The sequence below is a fragment of the Acinetobacter sp. ANC 3813 genome (genome assembly GCF_002135435.1).
Taxonomy (GTDB): Bacteria; Pseudomonadota; Gammaproteobacteria; order Pseudomonadales; family Moraxellaceae; genus Acinetobacter.
This window is the reverse complement of sequence record NZ_NEGK01000010.1, coordinates 135,945-156,862: the sequence shown is the minus strand read 5'-3', so window position 1 is coordinate 156,862 and position 20,918 is coordinate 135,945. Positions and strand designations below refer to the sequence as shown.

Genomic DNA, 20,918 nt, shown 5'->3' with positions numbered 1-20,918 from the left:
ATATTTATTAATTTAACTAAAAAATGATTGATAAGTAATCATTTTTATTTGTATATCACCATTTTTTATTTGTGACTTTGCTCACATTTTTATAGAATAGAATAAAATCAATATTTTTTATACATAAACTTTGTTGATTTGTGTTTTATTTTTGATTGAAATTAGCACAAATGCGTTTAATAAAAGTGAGCCAGATTTAGATGAATAAAGTCTATAAAGTTGTTTGGAATGTGACATTAGGCACATGGACTGCGGTTTCGGAATTAGCGAGAGGCTGTTCAAAAACGAAATCAAAAAATATGAAGTCAGTGATTCTGCCTTTAGTGGTCGGTCTGACATTTTCTTCTGGAGCCGGAGCCGCTTCATATAACGCTGGTGGCGGCAATGCAGCAACAACCAATTCAATTGCGATTGGTACAAGCGCTAATACAGCCAGTTCTGTCACTGGCGCAAATCAATCAGTTGCAATTGGTTATTCAACAACAGCAAGTGGTGACCAATCGGTCGCTTTAGGTGCTAATGTTATTGCATCAGGTAATTCAGCTATTGCTATTGGCGGTGATGATATTGACCGTATTGCGAATGATAAGGCCGTTAACGACTCTTATGAGGCATTAACCGGCGTTCGTTTGGTTGCGGGTAACGCAACAGGCGGCAGTTACCGTGCAACCACTGCGAGTGGTGCAGGCGCGACTGCAATGGGTACGCAGTCTGCGGCCTCTGGTAATTTCTCGACAGCTTTGGGTATGACCTCAACTGCAAGTGGTAACGCAAGTTCTGCATTGGGGGTCTACGCAAATGCCTCTGGTGGCGGCGCGTTGGCTATTGGTGCTATTTCAAAAGCAGAAGCTGAGCAAAGTATTTCATTGGGTACAAATTCTAAAGTTGTACAAGCTGCATCTAACTCAATTGCCATCGGTAATGGTGCGGTAGCAAATAATAAAGACTCTATTGCTATTGGTTCAGGATCAAATGCGAATAGTCAAACATTATCAAATCAAGCCTATTTGGTTGGAGGCACGGCCAAAGGCGAAATGAATATTGGTGATCGCCGTATTACGGGTGTAAGTGCTGGTTCTTCAGATACAGATGCAGTCAATGTTTCACAGCTGAAAAAAGCTGCTACTATAGCGAAAACGACCGTCAGTAAAGGCAAAAATATTGAGCTAACGACGACTCAAAATGCAGATGGTAGCACCAACTATGAAGTTGCGACAGCAGATAATTTAAATGTAACGTCTGTAACTGCTGGAAATACTACGCTGAATAACAATGGTTTAGCAATTGATGGTGGCCCAAGTGTACTGGCTTCTGGCATTGATGCAGGCAACAAAAAAGTGACCAATGTTGCCAATGGTGATATTGATGCATCATCTAAAGATGCAGTCAATGGTAGTCAGTTATTTAAAACAGATAACAAAGCACAAGCTGCTTTAGATACAGCCAATAAAGGTTTTGCACTGAAAGCACAAGATGGCCGAACAGTTCAAAAAGCGTTAGGCGAAGCTGTTGAGGTTGTGGGTGCTGATACAAATATTGAAACACAAGTGACCAATGGGCAAATTCAAATTCGTTTAAGTGATGATATTAATGTCGCCAACAGCATTACGGCAGGCGGTAATACCTTAAATGCACAAGGCTTAACCGTAGGTGACAGCACTTTAACCAGCAATGGTTTAACTATTGCAAATGGTGGCCCAAGTGTTTTAGCAACAGGCATCGATGCGGGTGATAAAAAAATCACCAATGTGGCGAATGGTGCTGTGACATCAACATCGAAAGATGCCGTGAATGGCAGTCTGCTATATGGTGCGCAAAGCAACGTGGCGAATGTCATTGGTGGCAATACTGTTGTTGATGCAAATGGCAATATAAGCACTTCAAACATTGGTGGTACAGGTAAAAATACCATTTCTGAAGCCGTAGCAGCAGCCAAAACAACGGTGAGCAAAGGCAAAAATATGGAAGTGACTGCCACTCAAAATACAGATGGGAGCACAAACTATGAAGTTGCAACTGCAGAAAACTTAGACGTTACGTCACTTAAAGCAGGTAATACTGTAATCAATAACAATGGCCTAAGCATTGTTGGTGGTCCAAGTGTGCTTGCTTCGGGTATTGACGCGGGCAACAAAAAGATTAGCAGTGTGGCGAATGGTGCTGTGACATCAACATCGAAAGATGCCGTGAATGGCAGTCAGCTATATGGTGCGCAAAGCAACGTAGCGAATGTCATTGGTGGCAATACTGTTGTTGATGCAAATGGCAATATCAGCACTTCAAACATTGGCGGTACAGGTAAAAATACCATCAGTGAAGCCGTAGCAGCAGCCAAAACAACGGTGAGCAAAGGCAAAAATATGGAAGTGACTGCCACTCAAAATACAGATGGGAGCACAAACTATGAAGTTGCAACTGCAGAAAACTTAGACGTTACATCACTTAAAGCAGGTAATACTGTAATCAATAACAATGGTCTAAGCATTGTTGGTGGCCCAAGTGTTTTAGCAACAGGCATCGATGCGGGTGATAAAAAAATCACTAATGTGGCGAATGGCGCAGTTAATGCAACATCTAGTGATGCCATTAATGGTAGTCAACTTTTCGCACTCAAAGATCAGTTGGATTCTACGATTATTAATGCTTTGGATGCAGCGAAACCTCAAATTTCATTAAGCTCAAATGGCAATGCTAAGTCCACCATTATGGATCAAGACACCATTGATATTGGGACAGCTGCCACTGAAAGAAATTTGACAGCGCAGAAAGTGGGCAACAGCATCACTTTTGCATTGAATCCCGATTTGGATATTAACTCTGTGACCGCTGGTGGTACCTTGTTAAATCAAAATGGTCTGAGCTTTGTGGGACAAGATGCAAACGGCAACCCAATTGCTACAGGTCCAAGTATTGGTTTAAATGGTATTGATGCGGGTGATAAAAAAATCACCAATGTGGCCAATGGCGCGGTGTCATCAGCATCGAAAGATGCCGTGAATGGTAGCCAGTTGTATAATGCACAAAGCAATGTTGCGAATGTCATTGGCGGTAATACCACCATTGACCCGAACACAGGCAATATTAGTACTTCAAACATTGGTGGTACAGGTAAAAGTACCATCAGTGAAGCCGTAGCAGCAGCCAAAACAACGGTGAGCAAAGGCAAAAATATGGAAGTGACTGCCACTCAAAATACAGATGGCAGTACCAACTATGAAGTCGCAACCGCAGACAATTTAGATGTTACTTCATTAAAAGCAGGCAATACGTTAATCAATAATACAGGTTTAACGATTGCTGGCGGTCCAAGTGTGCTTGTATCTGGTATTGATGCGGGCAACAAAAAGATTAGTAATGTGGCCAATGGCGCGGTTTCATCAGCATCGAAAGATGCCGTGAATGGCAGCCAGTTGTATAACGCACAAAACAATGTTGCGAATATCATTGGCGGTAATACCACCATTGATCCAAACACAGGCAATCTCAGTACATCTAATATTGGCGGTACAGGTAAAAACACCATTGATGAAGCTGTGGCTGCGGCTAAAACAAAGGTGAGCCAAGGCAAAAACATGGTGGTGACTGAAACTAAAAATGCAGACGGTAGCAGTGATTATAAAGTTGCAACCGCTGATAATTTAGATGTGACGTCATTAAAAGCGGGTAATAGCGTACTGAATAATCAGGGTTTAAGTATTACTGGTGGCCCAAGTATATTGGTGTCTGGAATTAATGCTGGCAATAAAAAAATCACCAATGTAGCCAATGGTTCAGTTAGTGCAACATCTACAGATGCGGTGAATGGTAGCCAGTTGTATACGCTAGACTCACGTTTGGACAGCATTATTAATAAAAATATTAATGCATTGGAACAAGGATTTAGCCTAAGTTCAAACGGTACCAATACGGCTGCTGTTGTTGCTGGCGATACGCTTGATATTGGTACAGCATCTACTGAGCAAAACCTGACCGTAACCAAATCAGGCAATACCATTGATTTTGCATTGAATCCTGATTTAACCGTCGATTCGGTCAATGCTGGTGGTACGATTATCAACGGTACAGGGTTGAGTTTCCAAACACTGGATGAAAATGGTGGCATCATTATTGCCGGACCAAGCATTAGCTATGCGGGCATCAATGCAGGTAATACAGTCATTACGAGTGTTGCAGATGGTGAAGTATCATCAGCATCAAAAGATGCGGTGAATGGTAGTCAGTTGTATAACGCACAAAACAACGTCGCCAATATCATTGGCGGCAACACTACCATTAATCCAAATACAGGTAATATCACAGCATCTGATATCGGCGGTACGGGCGCAAACAACATTCATGATGCAATTCAATCAGTCAATAATGCTGCAGCCAATGCCAATCAAGGCTGGAATGTCAGCACCAATGGCGGTACAGCAAGTAATGTAAAACCGGGTAATACTGTAGATTTCGCGAATACTGACGGTAATGTCAACATTAGCAATAACGGTAATAACATCACGGTTAATCTGAATAAAGATCAGAACTTAGGTGCCAATGGTAGCTTAACGACGGGTGATACAAAAGTAACTGACAATGGTTTAACCATTGCTGGTGGCCCAAGTGTGACCAAAAACGGTATTGATGCAGGTGATAGCAAAGTTACCAACGTGAGTGCCGGTACAATTGCTTCAGGTTCAAAAGATGCAGTGAATGGCGGTCAAATTCACGACATGATGGGTGTGGGTGCTTATGATCCTGCGGGTAACTTAAGCAATATTGGCGGTACAGGCGAAAGCAATATCAATGATGCGATTGCAGCCGTAAATAAAAATGCAGTGCAGTCTAAATCGACTGTGAGTGAAGGCAGCAACATTAAAGTTGTGAGCAATTCAAATACAGATGGCAGCACCAACTATACGGTGTCCACAGCGGATGATATTACGCTGAACAGTGTAACCGCTAAACAAGTGAATGCTGATAAGGTGGTTGCTGGCAATACCACGATTGATACGAATGGCTTAAGCATTAAAGATGGGCCATCAATTACATCTTCAGGTATTAATGCGGGTAATAAAGTGGTGAGTGGTGTGGCCAAAGGCGATATCAGCGCATCATCTACTCAAGCCGTAAATGGCTCGCAGTTGAATACTACTAATCAATACATTGCGAACTCTTTAGGTGGCGGTGCGGGTTATAACAACATTACGCAAAGTTTTGATGCGCCAAACTATCAAGTCAACGGTGGTTCTTACAACAATGTCGGTGATGCATTGGGTGCCTTAAATGATGCAGATCAAGTACTGGGCGATCGTATTACCAATTTAGGCGATCAGTTACAGCAAGCGTTCCATGATAACAATCAACGCATTAATGATGTTGAAAAACGCGCCAATGCGGGTATTGCAGCCGCAATGGCGCTTGAAACAGCACCGTACATTCCAGGCAAATACACCTATGCTGCGGGTGCGGCCTATCACGGTGGTGAAAATGCCGTGGGTGTGACCTTGCGTAAGACTGCGGACAACGGTCGTTGGTCATTAACAGGCGGTATTGCTTCAGCATCACAAGGTGATCCGAGTGTTCGTATTGGTATCAGTGGCGTGATTGATTAATACACTAGACGGGAAAGAGGGAACTCTCTCTTTCTCTCTTGTTCTTTTATTGCATATATAAATATTGAGAAGACAATGAACACAATGTTAAAAAGCCTGTTGGGCTCAGCAATCGTGGGTTTAGCGCTAAGTACACCTGTTTGGGCTGCGGAACAGTTAAACCTAAACATGGCAGATGATACGATCGATTTTCCAGAAGTGAAAGACAGTTATTTAGATCAGGTTCAGCGCTTTGAATATGCGCAAGTGAAACGTTTAGACGTGGGTTTAACCAAAGACCAAATCCGTTATATTTTAGGTCACCCACATTTTAGTGAAGGCTTGTTTTTTGTCCGTGAATGGAACTATGTTTTAGACATTCGTGTACCTGAAACGCAAAGCTACAAACGCTGCCAGCTGCGCATTGATTTTGATAAAGACTACTTAGCCAAAGCGTATTATTGGAAAGGTGAGGCATGTCAGGGCTTGGCGCAATATGGGGCCAACAATGATTCAAATGCCTTGGTGGCGGGTGGTTTAGATATTCAAGCGGCACAAGCAAGCGTATTATTTGCTTTTGACCGTTATAACGAACCTGCAATTAACCGTGATTATAGCCGTGTTGAAGAAATTGCGGATGCAATTAAACAATCGGGCAGTAAGCAAGTCACGATTACGGGTTATGCTGACAAACTAGGTAATTTTACTTACAACCAAGCATTGTCTGCACAGCGAGCCAATACCGTGGCTGTTTTGCTGGCGAAAAATGGTGTGGCAGTAAACAGTATTAAAGTGGATGCCAACGGGGCGACACGTCTTTATAAAGAATGTGAAGGCCAAACAAAATCGACAGCAACTGTGGCATGTTTAGCACCGAACCGCCGTGTAAATATTAGCTGGTAAACGGGCAAAAATTAAAAGCCATCTTTTGTATTGTTGTGCAGAAGATGGCTTTTTTTATGATGGAATGAAAATGGTAAAAAATTCTTGTTTTGCATGTGCAAGCGCATGGTCTTTGATAAACGTAGCGAGATGTATGATTGTGTGCGGGTAAAGTAGCCTCAACATTAACAAGCATGCTACGGAATGCTTTTGTACTGAAATGATAAAAAATCATATAAATAAAACTCATGCAAATTGTAAAAATTATTCATGAAAGTTTTGTATTGCCCAGAAGCCTATGGCGTTATAGTAGCCCTCAGTAAAAAGATTTTTGCAGTCAGATAGCCGAATAAATGCAAGCGCGCCGCGCCTGTAAAGATATCTCTCAGGTCATCATGAAAAACAGTGACTTGGTGTATGATAGACGCAATTTTCGGCTGATTTAACGCTCATCATCAGTATGATTTAGCCAGAATGAATCTTCGGGATTCATTTCAAGCTCAAACTTTGTTGGAAAAATACAATGCCTGACTATCGTTCAAAAACATCGACACACGGAAGAAATATGGCGGGTGCACGCGGCTTATGGCGCGCAACCGGGATGAAAGATGAAGACTTCGGCAAACCGATTATTGCAGTAGTGAACTCATTTACCCAGTTTGTGCCCGGTCACGTCCATCTGAAAGACTTAGGTCAGCTCGTGGCGCGTCAAATTGAACAGGCAGGCGGTGTCGCTAAAGAATTCAATACCATTGCGGTCGATGACGGCATTGCCATGGGGCACGACGGCATGCTGTATTCATTGCCTTCACGTGATTTGATCGCAGATTCAGTTGAATACATGGTCAATGCGCACTGTGCTGACGCAATGGTATGTATTTCAAACTGCGACAAAATCACACCGGGAATGCTCATGGCTTCAATGCGCTTGAACATCCCCGTGGTGTTTGTCTCTGGCGGCCCGATGGAAGCGGGTAAAGTCCAAATCCGCGGTAATGAACAGGCGATTGACCTTGTTGATGCGATGATCGTGGCGGCAGATGACAACTACACAGACGAAGAAGTGAAAGCATACGAACGTTCTGCATGTCCAACATGCGGTTCATGTTCAGGCATGTTCACTGCCAACTCAATGAACTGCTTAACCGAAGCTTTAGGTTTATCTTTGCCGGGTAATGGCTCTACGCTTGCAACGCATGCCAACCGTAAAAAATTATTCGAAAAAGCAGGCCAATTGATCGTTGAAATCACCAAGCGTCATTATGAGCAAAATGATTACAGCGTATTGCCGCGTAATGTTGCGACGAAAGCATCGTATGAAAATGCCATGACTTTAGACATCGCGATGGGTGGTTCAACCAACACGGTTCTTCATTTATTGGCTGCTGCACACGAAGCAGAAGTTGACTTCACCATGGATGATATCGATCGTTTATCGCGTAAAGTTCCAGTGCTGTGTAAAGTGGCACCTGCGGTTAAAAATGTCCATATGGAAGACATCCACCGTGCAGGCGGTATCATGTCAATTCTTGGTGAATTAGACCGTGGCGGCTTACTCGATACGTCTGTACCTACAGTGCATGAAGCAACCTTAAAAGATGCTTTAGATAAGTGGGATATTATCCGTACTGAAGACGAAGAGGTTTATAACTTCTTCAAATCAGCACCGGGCGGTGTACCCACTCAAACAGCATTCTCACAAGATCGGTACTACACACGTTTAGATGGCGACCGTGAAAATGGTGTGATCCGTAATGTTGAACATGCATTCTCGCAAGACGGTGGCTTGGCCGTACTTTACGGCAATATCGCATTGGATGGCTGTATCGTAAAAACAGCAGGTGTGGATGATTCTATTCTGAAATTCAATGGCACAGCACGTGTATTTGAAAGCCAAGACTCTGCAGTAGAAGCGATTTTAGGCGGTAAAATTACGGCAGGTGATGTAGTTGTGATCCGTTACGAAGGTCCACGCGGCGGTCCGGGTATGCAAGAAATGCTTTATCCAACCAGTTACTTAAAATCTAAAGGTTTGGGTAAAGATTGTGCGCTTGTCACCGATGGCCGTTTCTCTGGCGGTTCATCAGGTCTTTCAATTGGTCACGTTTCTCCGGAAGCAGCTGAAGGCGGTGCAATTGGTTTGGTTGAAGATGGCGACCGTATCGAAATTGATATTCCAAACCGTACCATTCATTTGGCGGTAGAAGACTCAGTTATGGCTGAACGCCGTGCAGCGCAAGAAGCGAAAGGCTGGAAACCAGCTGAAGAACGTCCACGTAAAATTTCAAAAGCATTAAAAGCCTATGCAATGCATACGACGAGTGCGGCGAAAGGTGCGGTACGTGAAATCTAAGCTTTAGATTTCTAAATAGAAAAGCACTCCAAATGGGGTGCTTTTTTTAATTTTTATGTAGAAAAATCGCATTGCATTGGATACGAGGAAATGTCATCCGTAACTGTTTGAGGCAAACGGTAATTTAAAAGTGAATGTTTCTGCGGTCATTCTTTTGGTTGAAAACAGTTGCCGAATTTTGTCGGTGAGGTGCATTGCACCGCTAGATGGTTTCCTTGCGAAGCTTCGCCTCTCATTTTGCCAAAACAAAAGTAACATACGAGCTCTGAAAATTTGCTTTTATAGAAATAAGACTCCGTTGTAACCAGCTTTTTAATGAAATAATGAGCAATTAGTTTTTATTTTAAAACTCTTGATCTTATTAAAAATAGAACCAAAGATCACAACCTTGAATAGTAACTATAAATTATATGGCTTTATATAGGCATTTCCTTACTTTTTAAAGGAGAGGGCTCGGGAGTGGATTTATATGAAAAATTCTCCCTTTATTCAAATCTTCTCATAGGCCTTATATGGCTTTGCCATGTGCTTGAATAGCATTGAATGCACGAAAATCTTTTTATGTTGGGATGTAATTTCTTTTACATGCCGACTGCTTTCTATACAATAAATTCAAAAGAATCCGCCAAAAGCTGAAGCCGTAAATCAGCCATCGCCAAGGAAGAACAATGAGTAAAAATAATATCCGCGAACATTCCGCTCCAGTTTATGAAGGCATAGAAAATGCGCCAGCACGTTCCATGATGCGTGCAACAGGTTTTCAAGATGCAGATTTTGAGCGGCCGTTTATTGGCATTGCATCGACTTGGGCCAATGTTACGCCCTGCAATATGCACATTGATGGCTTGGCGCGTGAAGCTGAACAAGGTGTAAATGCTGCAGGCGGCAAAGGCATTATCTTTAATACCATTACTATTTCTGACGGCATTTCCAATGGTACGGAAGGTATGAAATATTCGCTGCTGTCGCGTGAAATCATTGCCGATTCCATTGAAGCGGTGGTGGGCTGTCAGGCCTATGACGGCGTGATTGCGATAGGCGGCTGCGACAAAAACATGCCGGGCTGCATTATGGGGCTCGCCCGCTTAAACCGTCCTGGACTGTTTATTTATGGCGGCACCATCAAGCCGGGCGCAGGGCATACCGACATGATTTCGGTATTTGAAGCGGTCGGTCAGCATGCCAAAGGCGAAATCAATGCAATTCAGGTCAAGCATATTGAAGAAGTGGCGCTGCCGGGGCCGGGTTCGTGCGGAGGCATGTATACCGCGAACTCGATGGCTTCGGCCATTGAAGCGCTGGGTATGAGCCTGCCGGGATCTTCAGCGCAGGAAGCAGTCTCAGAGGACAAAATTGCCGACTGTCAGCGTGCAGGTGAAGCCGTGATGAATTTGCTGCGCCTCGATATTAAACCGCGCGACATTATGACCAAAGCGGCTTTTGAAAACTCGATTAAAGTGCTGATCGCCTTAGGCGGATCGACCAATGGTGTGCTGCATTTGATTGCCATGGCGCATACGGCAGGCGTAGCACTGTCTTTAGATGACTTTGTCCGTATAGGTAAAGACATACCGGTGGTTGCGGATGTGCGCCCATCGGGCAAATATCTGATGTCGGAACTGATTGCCATTGGCGGCATTCAGCCGCTGATGAAGCGCATGCTGGATGCAGGAATGTTAGACGGCTCTTGCCTGACTGTCACGGGTAAAACCTTGGCGGAGAATTTAGCCGATGTGCAGGACTATCCAGAAGGCCAGCAGATTATTTTGCCTTTTGATGCGCCCATCAAAAAAGACTCGCATCTGGTGGTGCTGAAAGGCAATCTGTCACCGACAGGTGCGGTAGCCAAAATCACAGGCAAAGAAGGTCTTTATTTTGAAGGCCCTGCGCGGGTATTTGAAGGTGAAATTGGCGCGATGCGCGGCATTTTGGATGGCGAAGTGCAGGAAGGCGAAGTGGTGGTGATTCGCGGTGAAGGACCGAAAGGCGGGCCGGGCATGCCGGAGATGCTGAAGCCGACCTCAGCCATCATTGGCAAAGGCTTGGGCAAGTCTGTCGCGCTGCTGACCGATGGGCGGTTTTCAGGCGGCAGTCACGGTTTTGTGATTGGCCATGTCACGCCAGAAGCCTATGAAGGCGGCCCGATCGGCTTAGTGAAAAATGGCGATAGAATTTCAATTAACGCCGAAACCCGTGAAATGACTTGGCATGTGCCAGAGGAAGAAATCGCCGCGCGCAAGGCCGCTTGGGTCAAACCTAAGCCAAATTATACCCACGGTGCCTTGGCAAAGTTTGCAAAATTAACTTCAGGGGCTGAGAAAGGAGCAGTTACCGATCTAAATTTAGATGTATAATTGATCATTCCCTAACAAATTGCTATAAACCCTTGTAGTCCTGCAAGGGTTTATTTTTCGAGGCAAATCTCATGTCACTGCTGCGCCGTTGGTTTGATCCAATCCGATCGAGCTGGTTTTATCAGAAACCGACTCGTCAAGCGGTGTTACCCACGGCACAAGGTCTAAGTGTTTATCTGCGTTTAGATGATGTTTACAGCTACTTGACCGCCCAGCAGCTGCCGCAGCTGGAAGAAATTCTTAGTGATGAACTGAAACCCCTTAAAGTTTATATTTCCAATCAGAGCGGCGAACCGCCCAATCATATGTCTGCCGCAGAATGGCAGCAGTATTGCCTCAACGACGCCAAAATCCTATCCAAACAGCACCGTTTCAGTTTTCATGACACGCCTGAACAGCCGACTGCAGAAGCCCTTCAGCAGGCGGAAACCATTTTGCGCAATACGCCGCTGCGCGGTCAGGACTTTTTATATTTGCTGGAAGATGTTTTTCATATGCTGTGGCAAAAGCAATATGGCAAATTGCGCACCCTGCATGCCATGGCCAGCCGCCATCATCAGGCGCAGCATTTTCCTGAGCGGATTTTTAACGATACGCCTGTTTTGGCGAGCTTTTTTGAGTTTGGCGAACGCAAATACCATGCGGTAGATGACCTGCTGCGTTTAACGCGCCGCTTGAAGCAGCAGAAACTGCTGACGGATAACCCTATTTTTCTGATCAATCATATTGAATGGCGTGAACATCTGATCAGCGATGCAGAAGAGCTGAACGAGATTCAGGCGATGGATCCTGAACTGGATTTATATATTGCGCTGGAAGATCCGATTTCATGGCTGCTGATGGTCTATATCAAAGAAGAATTGGCGGATTTTTATAATATTCAGCTGAATGTCTATCCGCTCAGCTATCATGGGCGTGACCTGTTTGACTGGAGTCTAGCGACCCGCTTGTCCAAGCGGACTGAAGTGGCCTTTACACCTTTTTGCCGCCCGACGGAGGCTGCTACGCTGCAGATGGCGCAGCTGTATTACAGCGTGCCTGAAGAACAGCGCATAGACGCCATGCATGAAATTTTGCAGGCGGTGTGGACCAAGGGCAAGGACCTGTCATTCAAAGCGCATTTTCAGCAGCTGCAGCAGCAACTGAATATTGAAACTTTAAACACAGAAGATATCGCCGCGCTGTTAAAAGAAAATGATATGCACTGTGAAATGAAATCGCAGCCGGATTTTCCTGTGCTGGAGCTGCGCATTGATGGCCAAAGCTATGTGTTCAACAGCCTATACCGCGTATGGATGATTGAAAGTATTTTCAGTAATGTGTTAGAAGAGAAGTATAAAAGTGAAAACACAGCTGACAGTGAATCGAAAACGCATGAACAAAGAGAAAGTTGAATCTTTAGAACAAGCCCGCACAAACATTGATGCGATTGATCAAACGCTGATTGAACTGATTGCCGCGCGTCAATTTTATGTGGATCAGGCGGCGCGTTTTAAACGGACTGAGCAGGATGTGCAGTCGCCTGAACGTACCGAAGAAGTGGTGAAAAAAGTGCGCGGCGCAGCAGAAGCGCAAGGCGTTGATCCGATTTTGGTGGAACACTTGTACCGTGAGATGATTCAGCACTTTATACGCCGTGAATTAAAAGAGATTCGCCCTTAGTGCAAAAAAAAGCTCCTATTGATAGGAGCTTTTTTTAATGATAAAAGCTGAAAGCTTATTCAATGACTTCAACAGTTAAGCCGTAAGTGAAAGACTCCGCTTGCGGTTTTTTGCTGTTGTCAGGATTCGCTTCAGGATAAGCGGCGGTAATTAAATATATGCCGGCCTGTTCGAATTTAATTTCAATTTCGCCTTTGGCATTGGATTTTACTGCAGGAAGCTCTTTGGTTTTATCCGTGCTTAAACTGCTTGCGCCTTTGAAGATATCGACTTCTGCATTTGGAACAGCTTTACCGTTAAATAAAACCTGCGCTTTTAATGATTCGCCTGAATACAGTTCATTCGGGTGCGTCAGCAATTTCAGCTCAAAACCTTGGTTTGACGGTGCTGGAATAGCGCTTGGCTTGCCTTTGCTGATATACGTTTCAGCAATAAAAACGTTTTTCACTTCCAGTGTCTGCGCATTGGCTGGCACTTGGTCGGCTGCAATCATACGCGGCGGCTGAGCATTGGCTGCAGCAGGCGCTTTTGCTGCTTCTGCTTTAGGCGCTTCAGGTGCTTTTGGAGCTTGCGGCATCGGCGCACGCATTGGACGGACACGCAGCCAGCGGCCATCCACCAGCGCATATTTACCGCTGTTGCCCACGGCATCTTTGGTTTGAATGCGGTAAGTGCCATCTGCCGCTGTTTCAATTTCGGCTACATTGAAACGCTTTAATGAGGCTGCTGCTTCAAAAGGCAGCTGCTGGCCATTGGGCTGGGTCAGAATATAGCTGGTTTTAAAATTGCCCGTCGGGGTAAAGAATTTTTCTACAGTCATGCCGCTTTGCAGGCTGACATTTGAACCTTTGATATCAAATACGTCAGGTAAAATAAAAGGGCTAACAGTGTGTGCATGGCTCAATACCGGTAAAGAAGAGAGCAAAGCAATTTTTAACCAATGATTCATTGAACCATACTCCAATTTTAGATCGAAATTATCGGTTGTAATCTACTTGATAACTACTATCATTATCAATAAAATTCGAAAAAATATTCTGGAGAATCAGTATGTCACTGACTGAAAAAAAAATAGAGCCTGCACGCGCTGCATTCCGTCTCACGCCGTTAGTGATGGCCATTGCGCTGATTTCTCCAATGAGCCTGCAGGCTGCAGACAGTCAGGCTAAAGAAGGCCAATTTGAGCAGGAAGCTGCTCAGGCGCACCGCTTTCACCGTGATTATGTGCTGGGCACATCATTAGATGTGGTGGTGACAGGTGTTGCTAAGCAGGATGCCAAATTGGCGCTGAATGCGATTCAAGCTGAAATTTCCCAGCTGGAGCAAAAGCTGTCTATTTGGCGTGACGACAGCGAAATTTCAGCCTTAAATAAAAACAAAGCAGGCACAGTTTCTCCTGAGTTATTTGAAGTGATTGCCGCCTGTGAAGCATGGCGCGATAAAACCTGCGGCGCTTTTGATGCGCGTTTAGGCCAGTTGATTGGCTTATGGGAAAAATCTCAAGGCATTCACGATTTAGATACAGACACCCATGCGCAGGTGCTGAGTTTACTCAAGCCTGACAGTGTCAGCATGGATGAATCAGAGCAGCGCATTCAAATGGATAGCGCGGTGTCTTTTGCGCCGGATGCCTATGCCAAAGGCTATATTATTGACCGCGCTATGCTGGCAGCGCGCGCCAAAGTTCCATCTGTTGAAGGCTTATTGATTGATATTGGCGGCGATATCCGTGTCTGGGGCAGTGCGCCGCAAAAAGACGGCTGGCATGTCGGGGTGCAGGATGCCTTTAATCATCATGATCTGGCTGTGCCGAGTGATGTGCTGAAGCTGAATGATCAAGCGGTGGCATTCAGCGGTCAAGGCTACCGTTCATTGGCGGGTCAATCGCATTTGCTGGATCCGAAAACCGGCATGCCTATGCAGCAGATTGAACAATGTGTGGTTGTAGGGACTTGTGTAGCCGATGCTGATGCACTGGCAACTGCTTTGGCTGCTATGCCGCCTGCAGAAGGGATGGCGCTGATTGAAGCCCTTGCAGGCTATGAAGCTAAATTGACCATGAGCAATGGCGCGACACATCAAAGCGCGGGCTGGAATGGCTTAGTGCAAAACACCGCGGCGCAGCCTGAAATGCTGACGGTAGCAAGCGCTTCATCTGTAAAATGGCCGTCGGGCTATCAAGCGACCATTGATTTGGTAATTCCTAAAATCAATGTGGAAAAATACCGCGCGCCCTATGTCTCTGTTTGGGTGACGGATGCCAATAAAAAATTGGTCCGTACCTTGGCTGTTTGGGGCAAGCATGAACAATGGATTAATTCCAACTATGTGTGGTGGCGCCGCTATGGCCGTCAAATGGAGAAATTGGATGCCGTTGCCAAACCTTCGCGCCAGCCGGGCCAATACAAAATGGTTTGGGATGGTAAAGATGACAGCGGCAAAGCGGTTCCAGCCGGTCAATATATTGTGCATATTGAAACTTCCCGCGAGCATGGCGATCACTCTTATCAAATGATGAATTTAGATGTGAAAGCCAAAGCTTCAAGCCAAAACCTGCCAGCGCAAACTGAAATTGGCAGCGTTAAAATGAATTTTCAAAAAATCAATTGATCCTGCTGAAGGATGATTAAGGTCTAAACTGTGTACCAACGCCGTGATTTTTACCGCCATGCCCGCTATGTGCATGGCTGTCTGTCTGCATTTGCCTTTATTGTGCTGGTGTTCTTCTCCCTGACGGGTCTTTTCTTGAATCATCCCGAATGGTTTGATCCAGCCAAAGAAGAGAAAATAGTCAAAATCGAATTGCCGGAAAATCTGCTGCAATCTTTGCAGAAACAGGAAAATCCATCCGACGATTTGATGGACTATATCCGTCAAAAAGAATCTATCGTTGGGCGCTACCAGAGCAGTGAAGTGCTGGATGGTGAAGTGATGATCCGCTTGGAAAGTCCAGCGGGCTCGACCGATATTTGGGCTTTAATGGATACGGGTGAAGTCGAAATTACCCAAAAACCGGCATCGGCGGTGTCGCTGATCAGCGATTTGCACCGCGGTAAAAATGCGGGTACAGCATGGAGCTGGCTGATTGATATCAGCGCGATTTTAATTTTAGCGCTGTCTCTGGCGGGCTACATTTTATTCCTCAGTATTAAATCCCGTTTGGTGCAGCATCTGCTGCTGACCGCTGCCAGTCTGGCGGTGCTGATCGCGCTGATTTGGTCGGCTGTATAGGCATTTGATATGACACTTGCAGCCCTTCTACTTCTGAGTTTTTTTGCGGTTTTACTGTTTATTCATGTTTTGCTTTTGGCTTGGCTGATGTATGCGAAACGCTCTGAAAAAAACCAAAACAGGATGTTCAGCCCGCAGCAGTATCTGATTATTTTTGCCAGCCAGTCTGGGCAGGCTGAACAGTATGCCCAGCGCACTGCACTGCAGCTGCAGCAGGCTGGGATTGGCGCAGCATGCGTCAATATTCAGGATATCCGCGCTGAGCATTTACAGCAGGCTTCCCGTGTTTTATGGATGGTCAGCACTTATGGCGAAGGCGATGCGCCTGACACGGCCCAAGCCTTTCAGCAGCAGGTGCTGAAACAATCTTATGATTTGTCTCAAATGTCTTATGCCATTTTGGCCTTTGGCGACCGCCGCTATGCCAATTTTTGCCATTTTGGACAAGAACTGCATGCTTGGCTGCAGAAGCAGCATGCACAGCCGTGCTTTGATCTGGTCTGCGTTAACCAGTTGTCCGCCGCGGATTTAGACAGCTGGTCCCATCATCTGGAACAGCTGACCAATGTTCAGCTGCAACTGGATCATGCAAAAAAAAATTGGTTAGACTTTGCATTGCAGGATCGGACTGTGCTGAACACTGGCAGCTGCGGCAGCCCGATGTACAGCATTGCCTTATCTGCAGCAGGGCAGCAGTGGCAGTCGGGCGATATTTTAGAAGTGCAATGCGCCAATTCAGATGCAGATATTCAGCGCTTTTTAGCGCAGTTTGATGTGGCTGCTGATCAGGCGCTGACTGCAGCGTTGAAGCAGAAAAATCTGCGTCTTGCGCCAGCACGCTTGGCTGAAGAAAGTCCGGTGCAATGGGCTGCGCGTTTTGAACAGTTGCCTGTGCGGGATTATTCCATTGCATCTATCCCTGCTCAAAAACAGCTGCACTTGGTGGTGCGACAGCAGATGACTGATGACGGTTTAGGCATCGGTTCTGGCTGGCTGACTGCGCATGCTGAAGTGGGTGAAAATATACGCGCCAATTTGCGCTGCAATCCATCATTTCAGTTGGTGCAAAGCGATCAGCCGATGATTTTTATTGGCAATGGTTCAGGGATTGCTGGCTTGATGGCGCATGTGCAGCAGCGTGAGGCGTGGGGTTTTAAGCAAAACTGGCTGATTTTTGGTGAACGCCAGCAGCAGTTTGATTTCCTGTTTCAGAATAAACTGCAGGAATGGCAGCACAGTGGCGTATTGAGCGAATTGGATACTGTTTTTTCTCGGGATCATGCGCAAAAGCGCTATGTTCAGCATGTATTGCTGGAAAAATCTGAACAATTGCGGTCGTGGGTTGAGCAGGGTGCTTATATTTATCTGTGCGGCAGTCTCAAAGGCATGGCGCAAGGTGTTGATGATGCGATGCGAGAAATATTGGGCGAGGCAAAGTTTGAGCAGCTGCGTTTAAAACAGCGTTACCGCCGTGATGTGTACTAAGTTTAAACTTATAAAAATAGCGCCCTTCGGGCGCTTTTTTATGTGTTTTTGATTCGTATTTCTATAGCCTCAATATTTGATTGAGGCTGGATTCCGAAAACAGTGATTTTTCATTGCTGCGGAATTCCTTAGCATTGCCTTAAATAGAAAATGAGTAAGCAAATGATCTGGTTTGTCATTGCGGTATTTGCCATTGCAGGCATGATTAAAGGCACGATTGGTCTTGGTTTGCCAGCGGTTTCTATGGGTCTGCTGACCATGGTGATTACGCCCTTTCAGGCGGCGGCTTTGCTCATCGTTCCATCGATGGTCACGAACTTTTGGCAACTGTTTGCCGAAGGCCGCGTGCTGCAGTTGATCAAGCGTTTTTGGCCATTATTGCTGGGGATTGTTGCGGGATCAATCTGGAGTATTTTCCCGACATTAGGTCATGGTGAGTTTCAAAGCGAAGCGCTGTTAGGCGCTATGCTGGGCTTATATGGGCTGTATGGTCTCTGCGCCAAAAAACTGCCAAATTTTGCTGGTCATGAAAAATGGCTGTCGCCGATTATTGGCTACTTGGGCGGAGCGCTGACAGTTGCGACGGGAGTGGTGGTTATTCCTGTGGTGCCGTATCTGCAAGGGCTGCAGCTCAAGCGTGATGATTTAGTGCAGGCTTTGGGTTTGGCGTTTACCGTATCAACGCTGTGTCTTGCAGTATTTTTACAGCAGAACCCTGTCGATGATTTGCCGCTGGATTATCAAATGTCTTTGATTGCTTTGTTCCCTGCATTAATTGGCATGTGGGCGGGTAAAAAAATCCGCTACCGTATTCCAGAGCAGAAATTCCGCAAAGTCTTTTTTGCCGGTTTAATCGCTTTAGGCAGCTATATGATGCTGCATCAATTCGGCTGGATTTAATCCAATTTCAGCAGGCTGTGCTGTGAAATTAAAAATTGGCTGAAGTGCTGATAGCTCACAGGCAAATCATCAAAGTTTTGCGCGGTCAGCAGCAGCTTGCGGTTGGCCCAAGCGCCGGTTAAATCAATATAATCAAATTCATAAATGCTTTGCAGACGCAGTGCAGCGCGTTTTGGCATGATCGCAACGCCTACGCCATTGGCAACCACTTGGGCAATAGCTGCAAAATTGGGCAGGCGCAGGCGGTACTGAATATTGCAGTTCAGCAATCGGGCTTGCGTTTCAATGGATTGCTGCAAAGAGTGATATTGCATGAGCCCGACAAAAGGGTAGCTGAGCGTTTCTGCCAGCGCCATTGCTGCATGGCCCGACAGTTCATGTGATGGAGCGCAAATCAGCACCAAGGGATCATCGGCAAATTCCAGCGTTTGCAGCTGGCTGGATTTAAAAAAACCGGAAATCAATCCTAACTGAGCTGTGCCTTGTTCAATGGCGGCCACAATTTCATTGGATTCCGCTTCTTTCAGTTCAATCTGCACATTCGGGTTTTGCAGTAAATACTGCGGTAAAAGCAGCGGCAGGTATTCACTTTGCGCAGAAGAATTGCACCATAGCACCATGCTGGAACTGAGTCCTGCTGCAAAGGGCGCCATGGCCTGTTCCAGCAAGCGGCCCTGTTTAAGTATTTGCTGTGCGTGCTCTGTGAGGGTCTGTCCGGCTAGGGTCAGTTTCACGCCATTGGCATGGCGGGTAAAGAGGCTGACAGCATAGCGCTGCTCCAGTTTTTTAATGCGCTCACTGCAGGCTTGCAGTGAAATTGCAGAGCGCTCAGCACCTTTGGTTAGGCTGCCTGTATCCACAATATTCAGTATCAGCTGCAAGTCGAACAGATCTAAGCGCATGCAGGTTTATCCTAAAGAGAGTTTTCTATTCTACTGACAAATGGTGCATAAAAACTGTTCTGTAACTATGCGGAAATAAGAAAAGCAGCCCGAAGGCTGCTTAAAAAACTGTAGGCAAATTATTCTGATTTGTCGCCTAGGCTGAAGAACCAGTTCAGGATGAGGGCTGCAAATGTAGCCGTACCAATACCGCCTAAGTTGAAGCTGCCAAATTGAAGCGCAAAATCGCCAGTACCTAAAATAATGGTAACCGCAGCCACCATCAGATTTTTATTTTTAGAAAAATCAACTTTGTTTTCAATCCAGATTTTCGCGCCGGCAATGGTAATTAAACCAAAGACCACAATCGAAGCACCGGTCAAAATTGCGCTTGGAATGGTATGGATAATAGCGCCGAATTTAGGGGATAAACCTAAGAAGACGGCAAAAACACCCGCAATAACAAAGACAATCGTGGAGTACACGCGGGTTACCGCCATGACGCCAATATTTTCGCCATAGGTGGTCATACCCGGTGCGCCAACTGCGCCAGACAGTGTTGTTGCTACACCGTCTGCAACAAAAGCTTTGCCTATATGCGGATCAAGATTTTCACCTGTCATCGCGCTGACGGCTTTAATGTGGCCTAAGTTTTCCGCCACTAAAATCAGCGCAATAGGCGCAATAATCAGCATGGCGTTGACATTGAATTCAGGCGCATGGAATTGCGGCGTGCCGAACCAAGCCGCTTGCTGAATCGGGACAAAGTTGATTGGTGTGCCAAAGCCCATGACATTGGAAACGACGTAATACACTAAGTAAGCCAGCAGCAGGCCGACCAACAGCAGCAGGCGCTGCAGCAGACCCTTGGTGAATACGGCAATAGAACCCATGCACAGCACGGTCACTAAAGACATCCACATATTGAAGTTATTGCCCATTACGCCTTTTACGGTGATAGGAGCGAGGTTGAGGCCGATGATCATGACCACAGCACCCGTGACCACAGGCGGCATCAATTTTTCAATCCAGCGGGTACCGGTCGCCATCACAATAAAGCCGAAAATGGCATATAAAATACCGCAGGCCATAATGCCGCCGGCAGCAAGTGCAATATTGGCATTGGGTGCGCCAGTGCCAGAAGCTGCATAGCCTGTGGCTGCAATCACAACCCCAATAAAGGCAAAGCTTGAACCCAGATAGCTAGGCACACGGCCGCCCGTCATGATGAAGAATAAAATTGTACAGAGGCCTGACATTAAGATCGCTAAGTTAGGATCAAAACCCATCAGGAAGGGTGCTAGAACCGTTGCCCCGAACATGGCAAAAGCATGCTGTATCCCCAATACAGCACTTTGCGCGGGCGGCAGGTATTCATTGGTGCCTACAGGACGTGCATCGATACTGCCTTCATACGGGCGCCATTTGGGAAACCAATTGGACATAAAGTGAGCACTCAAAATTCAAATTGGGCACATCATACGCCTCTTTTTTGGAAGATTTAATCACTGAAATAAAAAAATGTTAAAACTAATGCTATGACTTTTCATTATTTTTTACCTTACGGTAAAGTTTTTAATTTTAAAAAAGAGTATTAAAT

At 45.7% G+C, this 20,918-nt stretch carries 13 protein-coding genes; 10 read left to right on the top strand and 3 right to left on the bottom strand.

The genetic code is table 11. The annotated features are described in order from the left end of the window. Positions 1–200: 200 nt before the first annotated feature. The 6 genes from B9T34_RS15245 (at position 201) to B9T34_RS15220 (ending at position 12,821) form a co-directional block, all read left to right on the top strand. On the top strand, positions 201–5,591 hold the full coding sequence (locus B9T34_RS15245) for an ESPR-type extended signal peptide-containing protein (RefSeq protein ID WP_086213980.1): 5,391 nt from the start codon (positions 201–203) through the stop codon (positions 5,589–5,591). Between the two features lie 75 nt (positions 5,592–5,666). Continuing rightward, a complete protein-coding gene (tpgA, locus tag B9T34_RS15240; RefSeq protein ID WP_086213979.1) occupies positions 5,667–6,473 on the top strand; it encodes a trimeric autotransporter adhesin/peptidogylcan-associated protein TpgA in 807 nt (268 codons plus the stop codon). 502 nt (positions 6,474–6,975) lie between these two features. Next, positions 6,976–8,805, top strand: a complete 1,830-nt coding sequence (ilvD, locus tag B9T34_RS15235; protein WP_086213978.1) for a dihydroxy-acid dehydratase — start codon at positions 6,976–6,978, stop codon at positions 8,803–8,805. Between the two features lie 668 nt (positions 8,806–9,473). Next, a complete protein-coding gene (gene ilvD / locus B9T34_RS15230; protein WP_086213977.1) occupies positions 9,474–11,159 on the top strand; it encodes a dihydroxy-acid dehydratase in 1,686 nt (561 codons plus the stop codon). A gap of 71 nt (positions 11,160–11,230) precedes the next feature. Beyond that, positions 11,231–12,553: a hypothetical protein gene (locus B9T34_RS15225; RefSeq protein WP_086213976.1), complete on the top strand. Its 1,323-nt coding sequence runs from the start codon at positions 11,231–11,233 to the stop codon at positions 12,551–12,553. After that, a complete protein-coding gene (locus B9T34_RS15220; RefSeq protein ID WP_086213975.1) occupies positions 12,534–12,821 on the top strand; it encodes a chorismate mutase in 288 nt (95 codons plus the stop codon). Before B9T34_RS15225 ends, B9T34_RS15220 begins: the two co-directional genes overlap by 20 nt. 55 nt (positions 12,822–12,876) lie before the next feature. On the opposite strand, the gene B9T34_RS15215 is transcribed toward B9T34_RS15220, so the two are convergent. Then, the gene (locus B9T34_RS15215; protein ID WP_086213974.1) at positions 12,877–13,770 is read right to left on the bottom strand and encodes a DUF4198 domain-containing protein; all 894 of its coding nucleotides are present in this window, start codon (positions 13,768–13,770) and stop codon (positions 12,877–12,879) included. A gap of 101 nt (positions 13,771–13,871) precedes the next feature. On the opposite strand from B9T34_RS15215, the gene B9T34_RS15210 reads away from it, so the two are divergent. The 4 genes from B9T34_RS15210 (at position 13,872) to B9T34_RS15195 (ending at position 18,437) form a co-directional block, all read left to right on the top strand. Further along, positions 13,872–15,431: a DUF2271 domain-containing protein gene (locus tag B9T34_RS15210; protein ID WP_086213973.1), complete on the top strand. Its 1,560-nt coding sequence runs from the start codon at positions 13,872–13,874 to the stop codon at positions 15,429–15,431. Between the two features lie 30 nt (positions 15,432–15,461). Then, on the top strand, positions 15,462–16,052 hold the full coding sequence (locus tag B9T34_RS15205) for a PepSY-associated TM helix domain-containing protein (protein ID WP_086213972.1): 591 nt from the start codon (positions 15,462–15,464) through the stop codon (positions 16,050–16,052). Between the two features lie 9 nt (positions 16,053–16,061). Further along, complete coding sequence (locus B9T34_RS15200; protein ID WP_086213971.1) at positions 16,062–17,537, top strand: sulfite reductase subunit alpha; 1,476 nt, start codon at positions 16,062–16,064, stop codon at positions 17,535–17,537. A gap of 162 nt (positions 17,538–17,699) precedes the next feature. Next, positions 17,700–18,437 carry a sulfite exporter TauE/SafE family protein gene (locus B9T34_RS15195; protein WP_086213998.1) on the top strand — a complete coding sequence of 246 codons (738 nt, stop codon included), beginning with the start codon at positions 17,700–17,702 and terminating at the stop codon, positions 18,435–18,437. Here the strand turns inward: B9T34_RS15195 and B9T34_RS15190 are convergent. Together B9T34_RS15190 and B9T34_RS15185 are read right to left on the bottom strand one after the other, a co-directional pair. After that, positions 18,434–19,339, bottom strand: a complete 906-nt coding sequence (locus B9T34_RS15190) for a LysR family transcriptional regulator (protein WP_086213970.1) — start codon at positions 19,337–19,339, stop codon at positions 18,434–18,436. The two genes, B9T34_RS15195 and B9T34_RS15190, sit on opposite strands and share 4 nt — an antisense overlap. Positions 19,340–19,458: 119 nt before the next feature. Beyond that, on the bottom strand, positions 19,459–20,763 hold the full coding sequence (locus B9T34_RS15185; RefSeq protein WP_086213969.1) for a solute carrier family 23 protein: 1,305 nt from the start codon (positions 20,761–20,763) through the stop codon (positions 19,459–19,461). Positions 20,764–20,918: the final 155 nt, after the last annotated feature.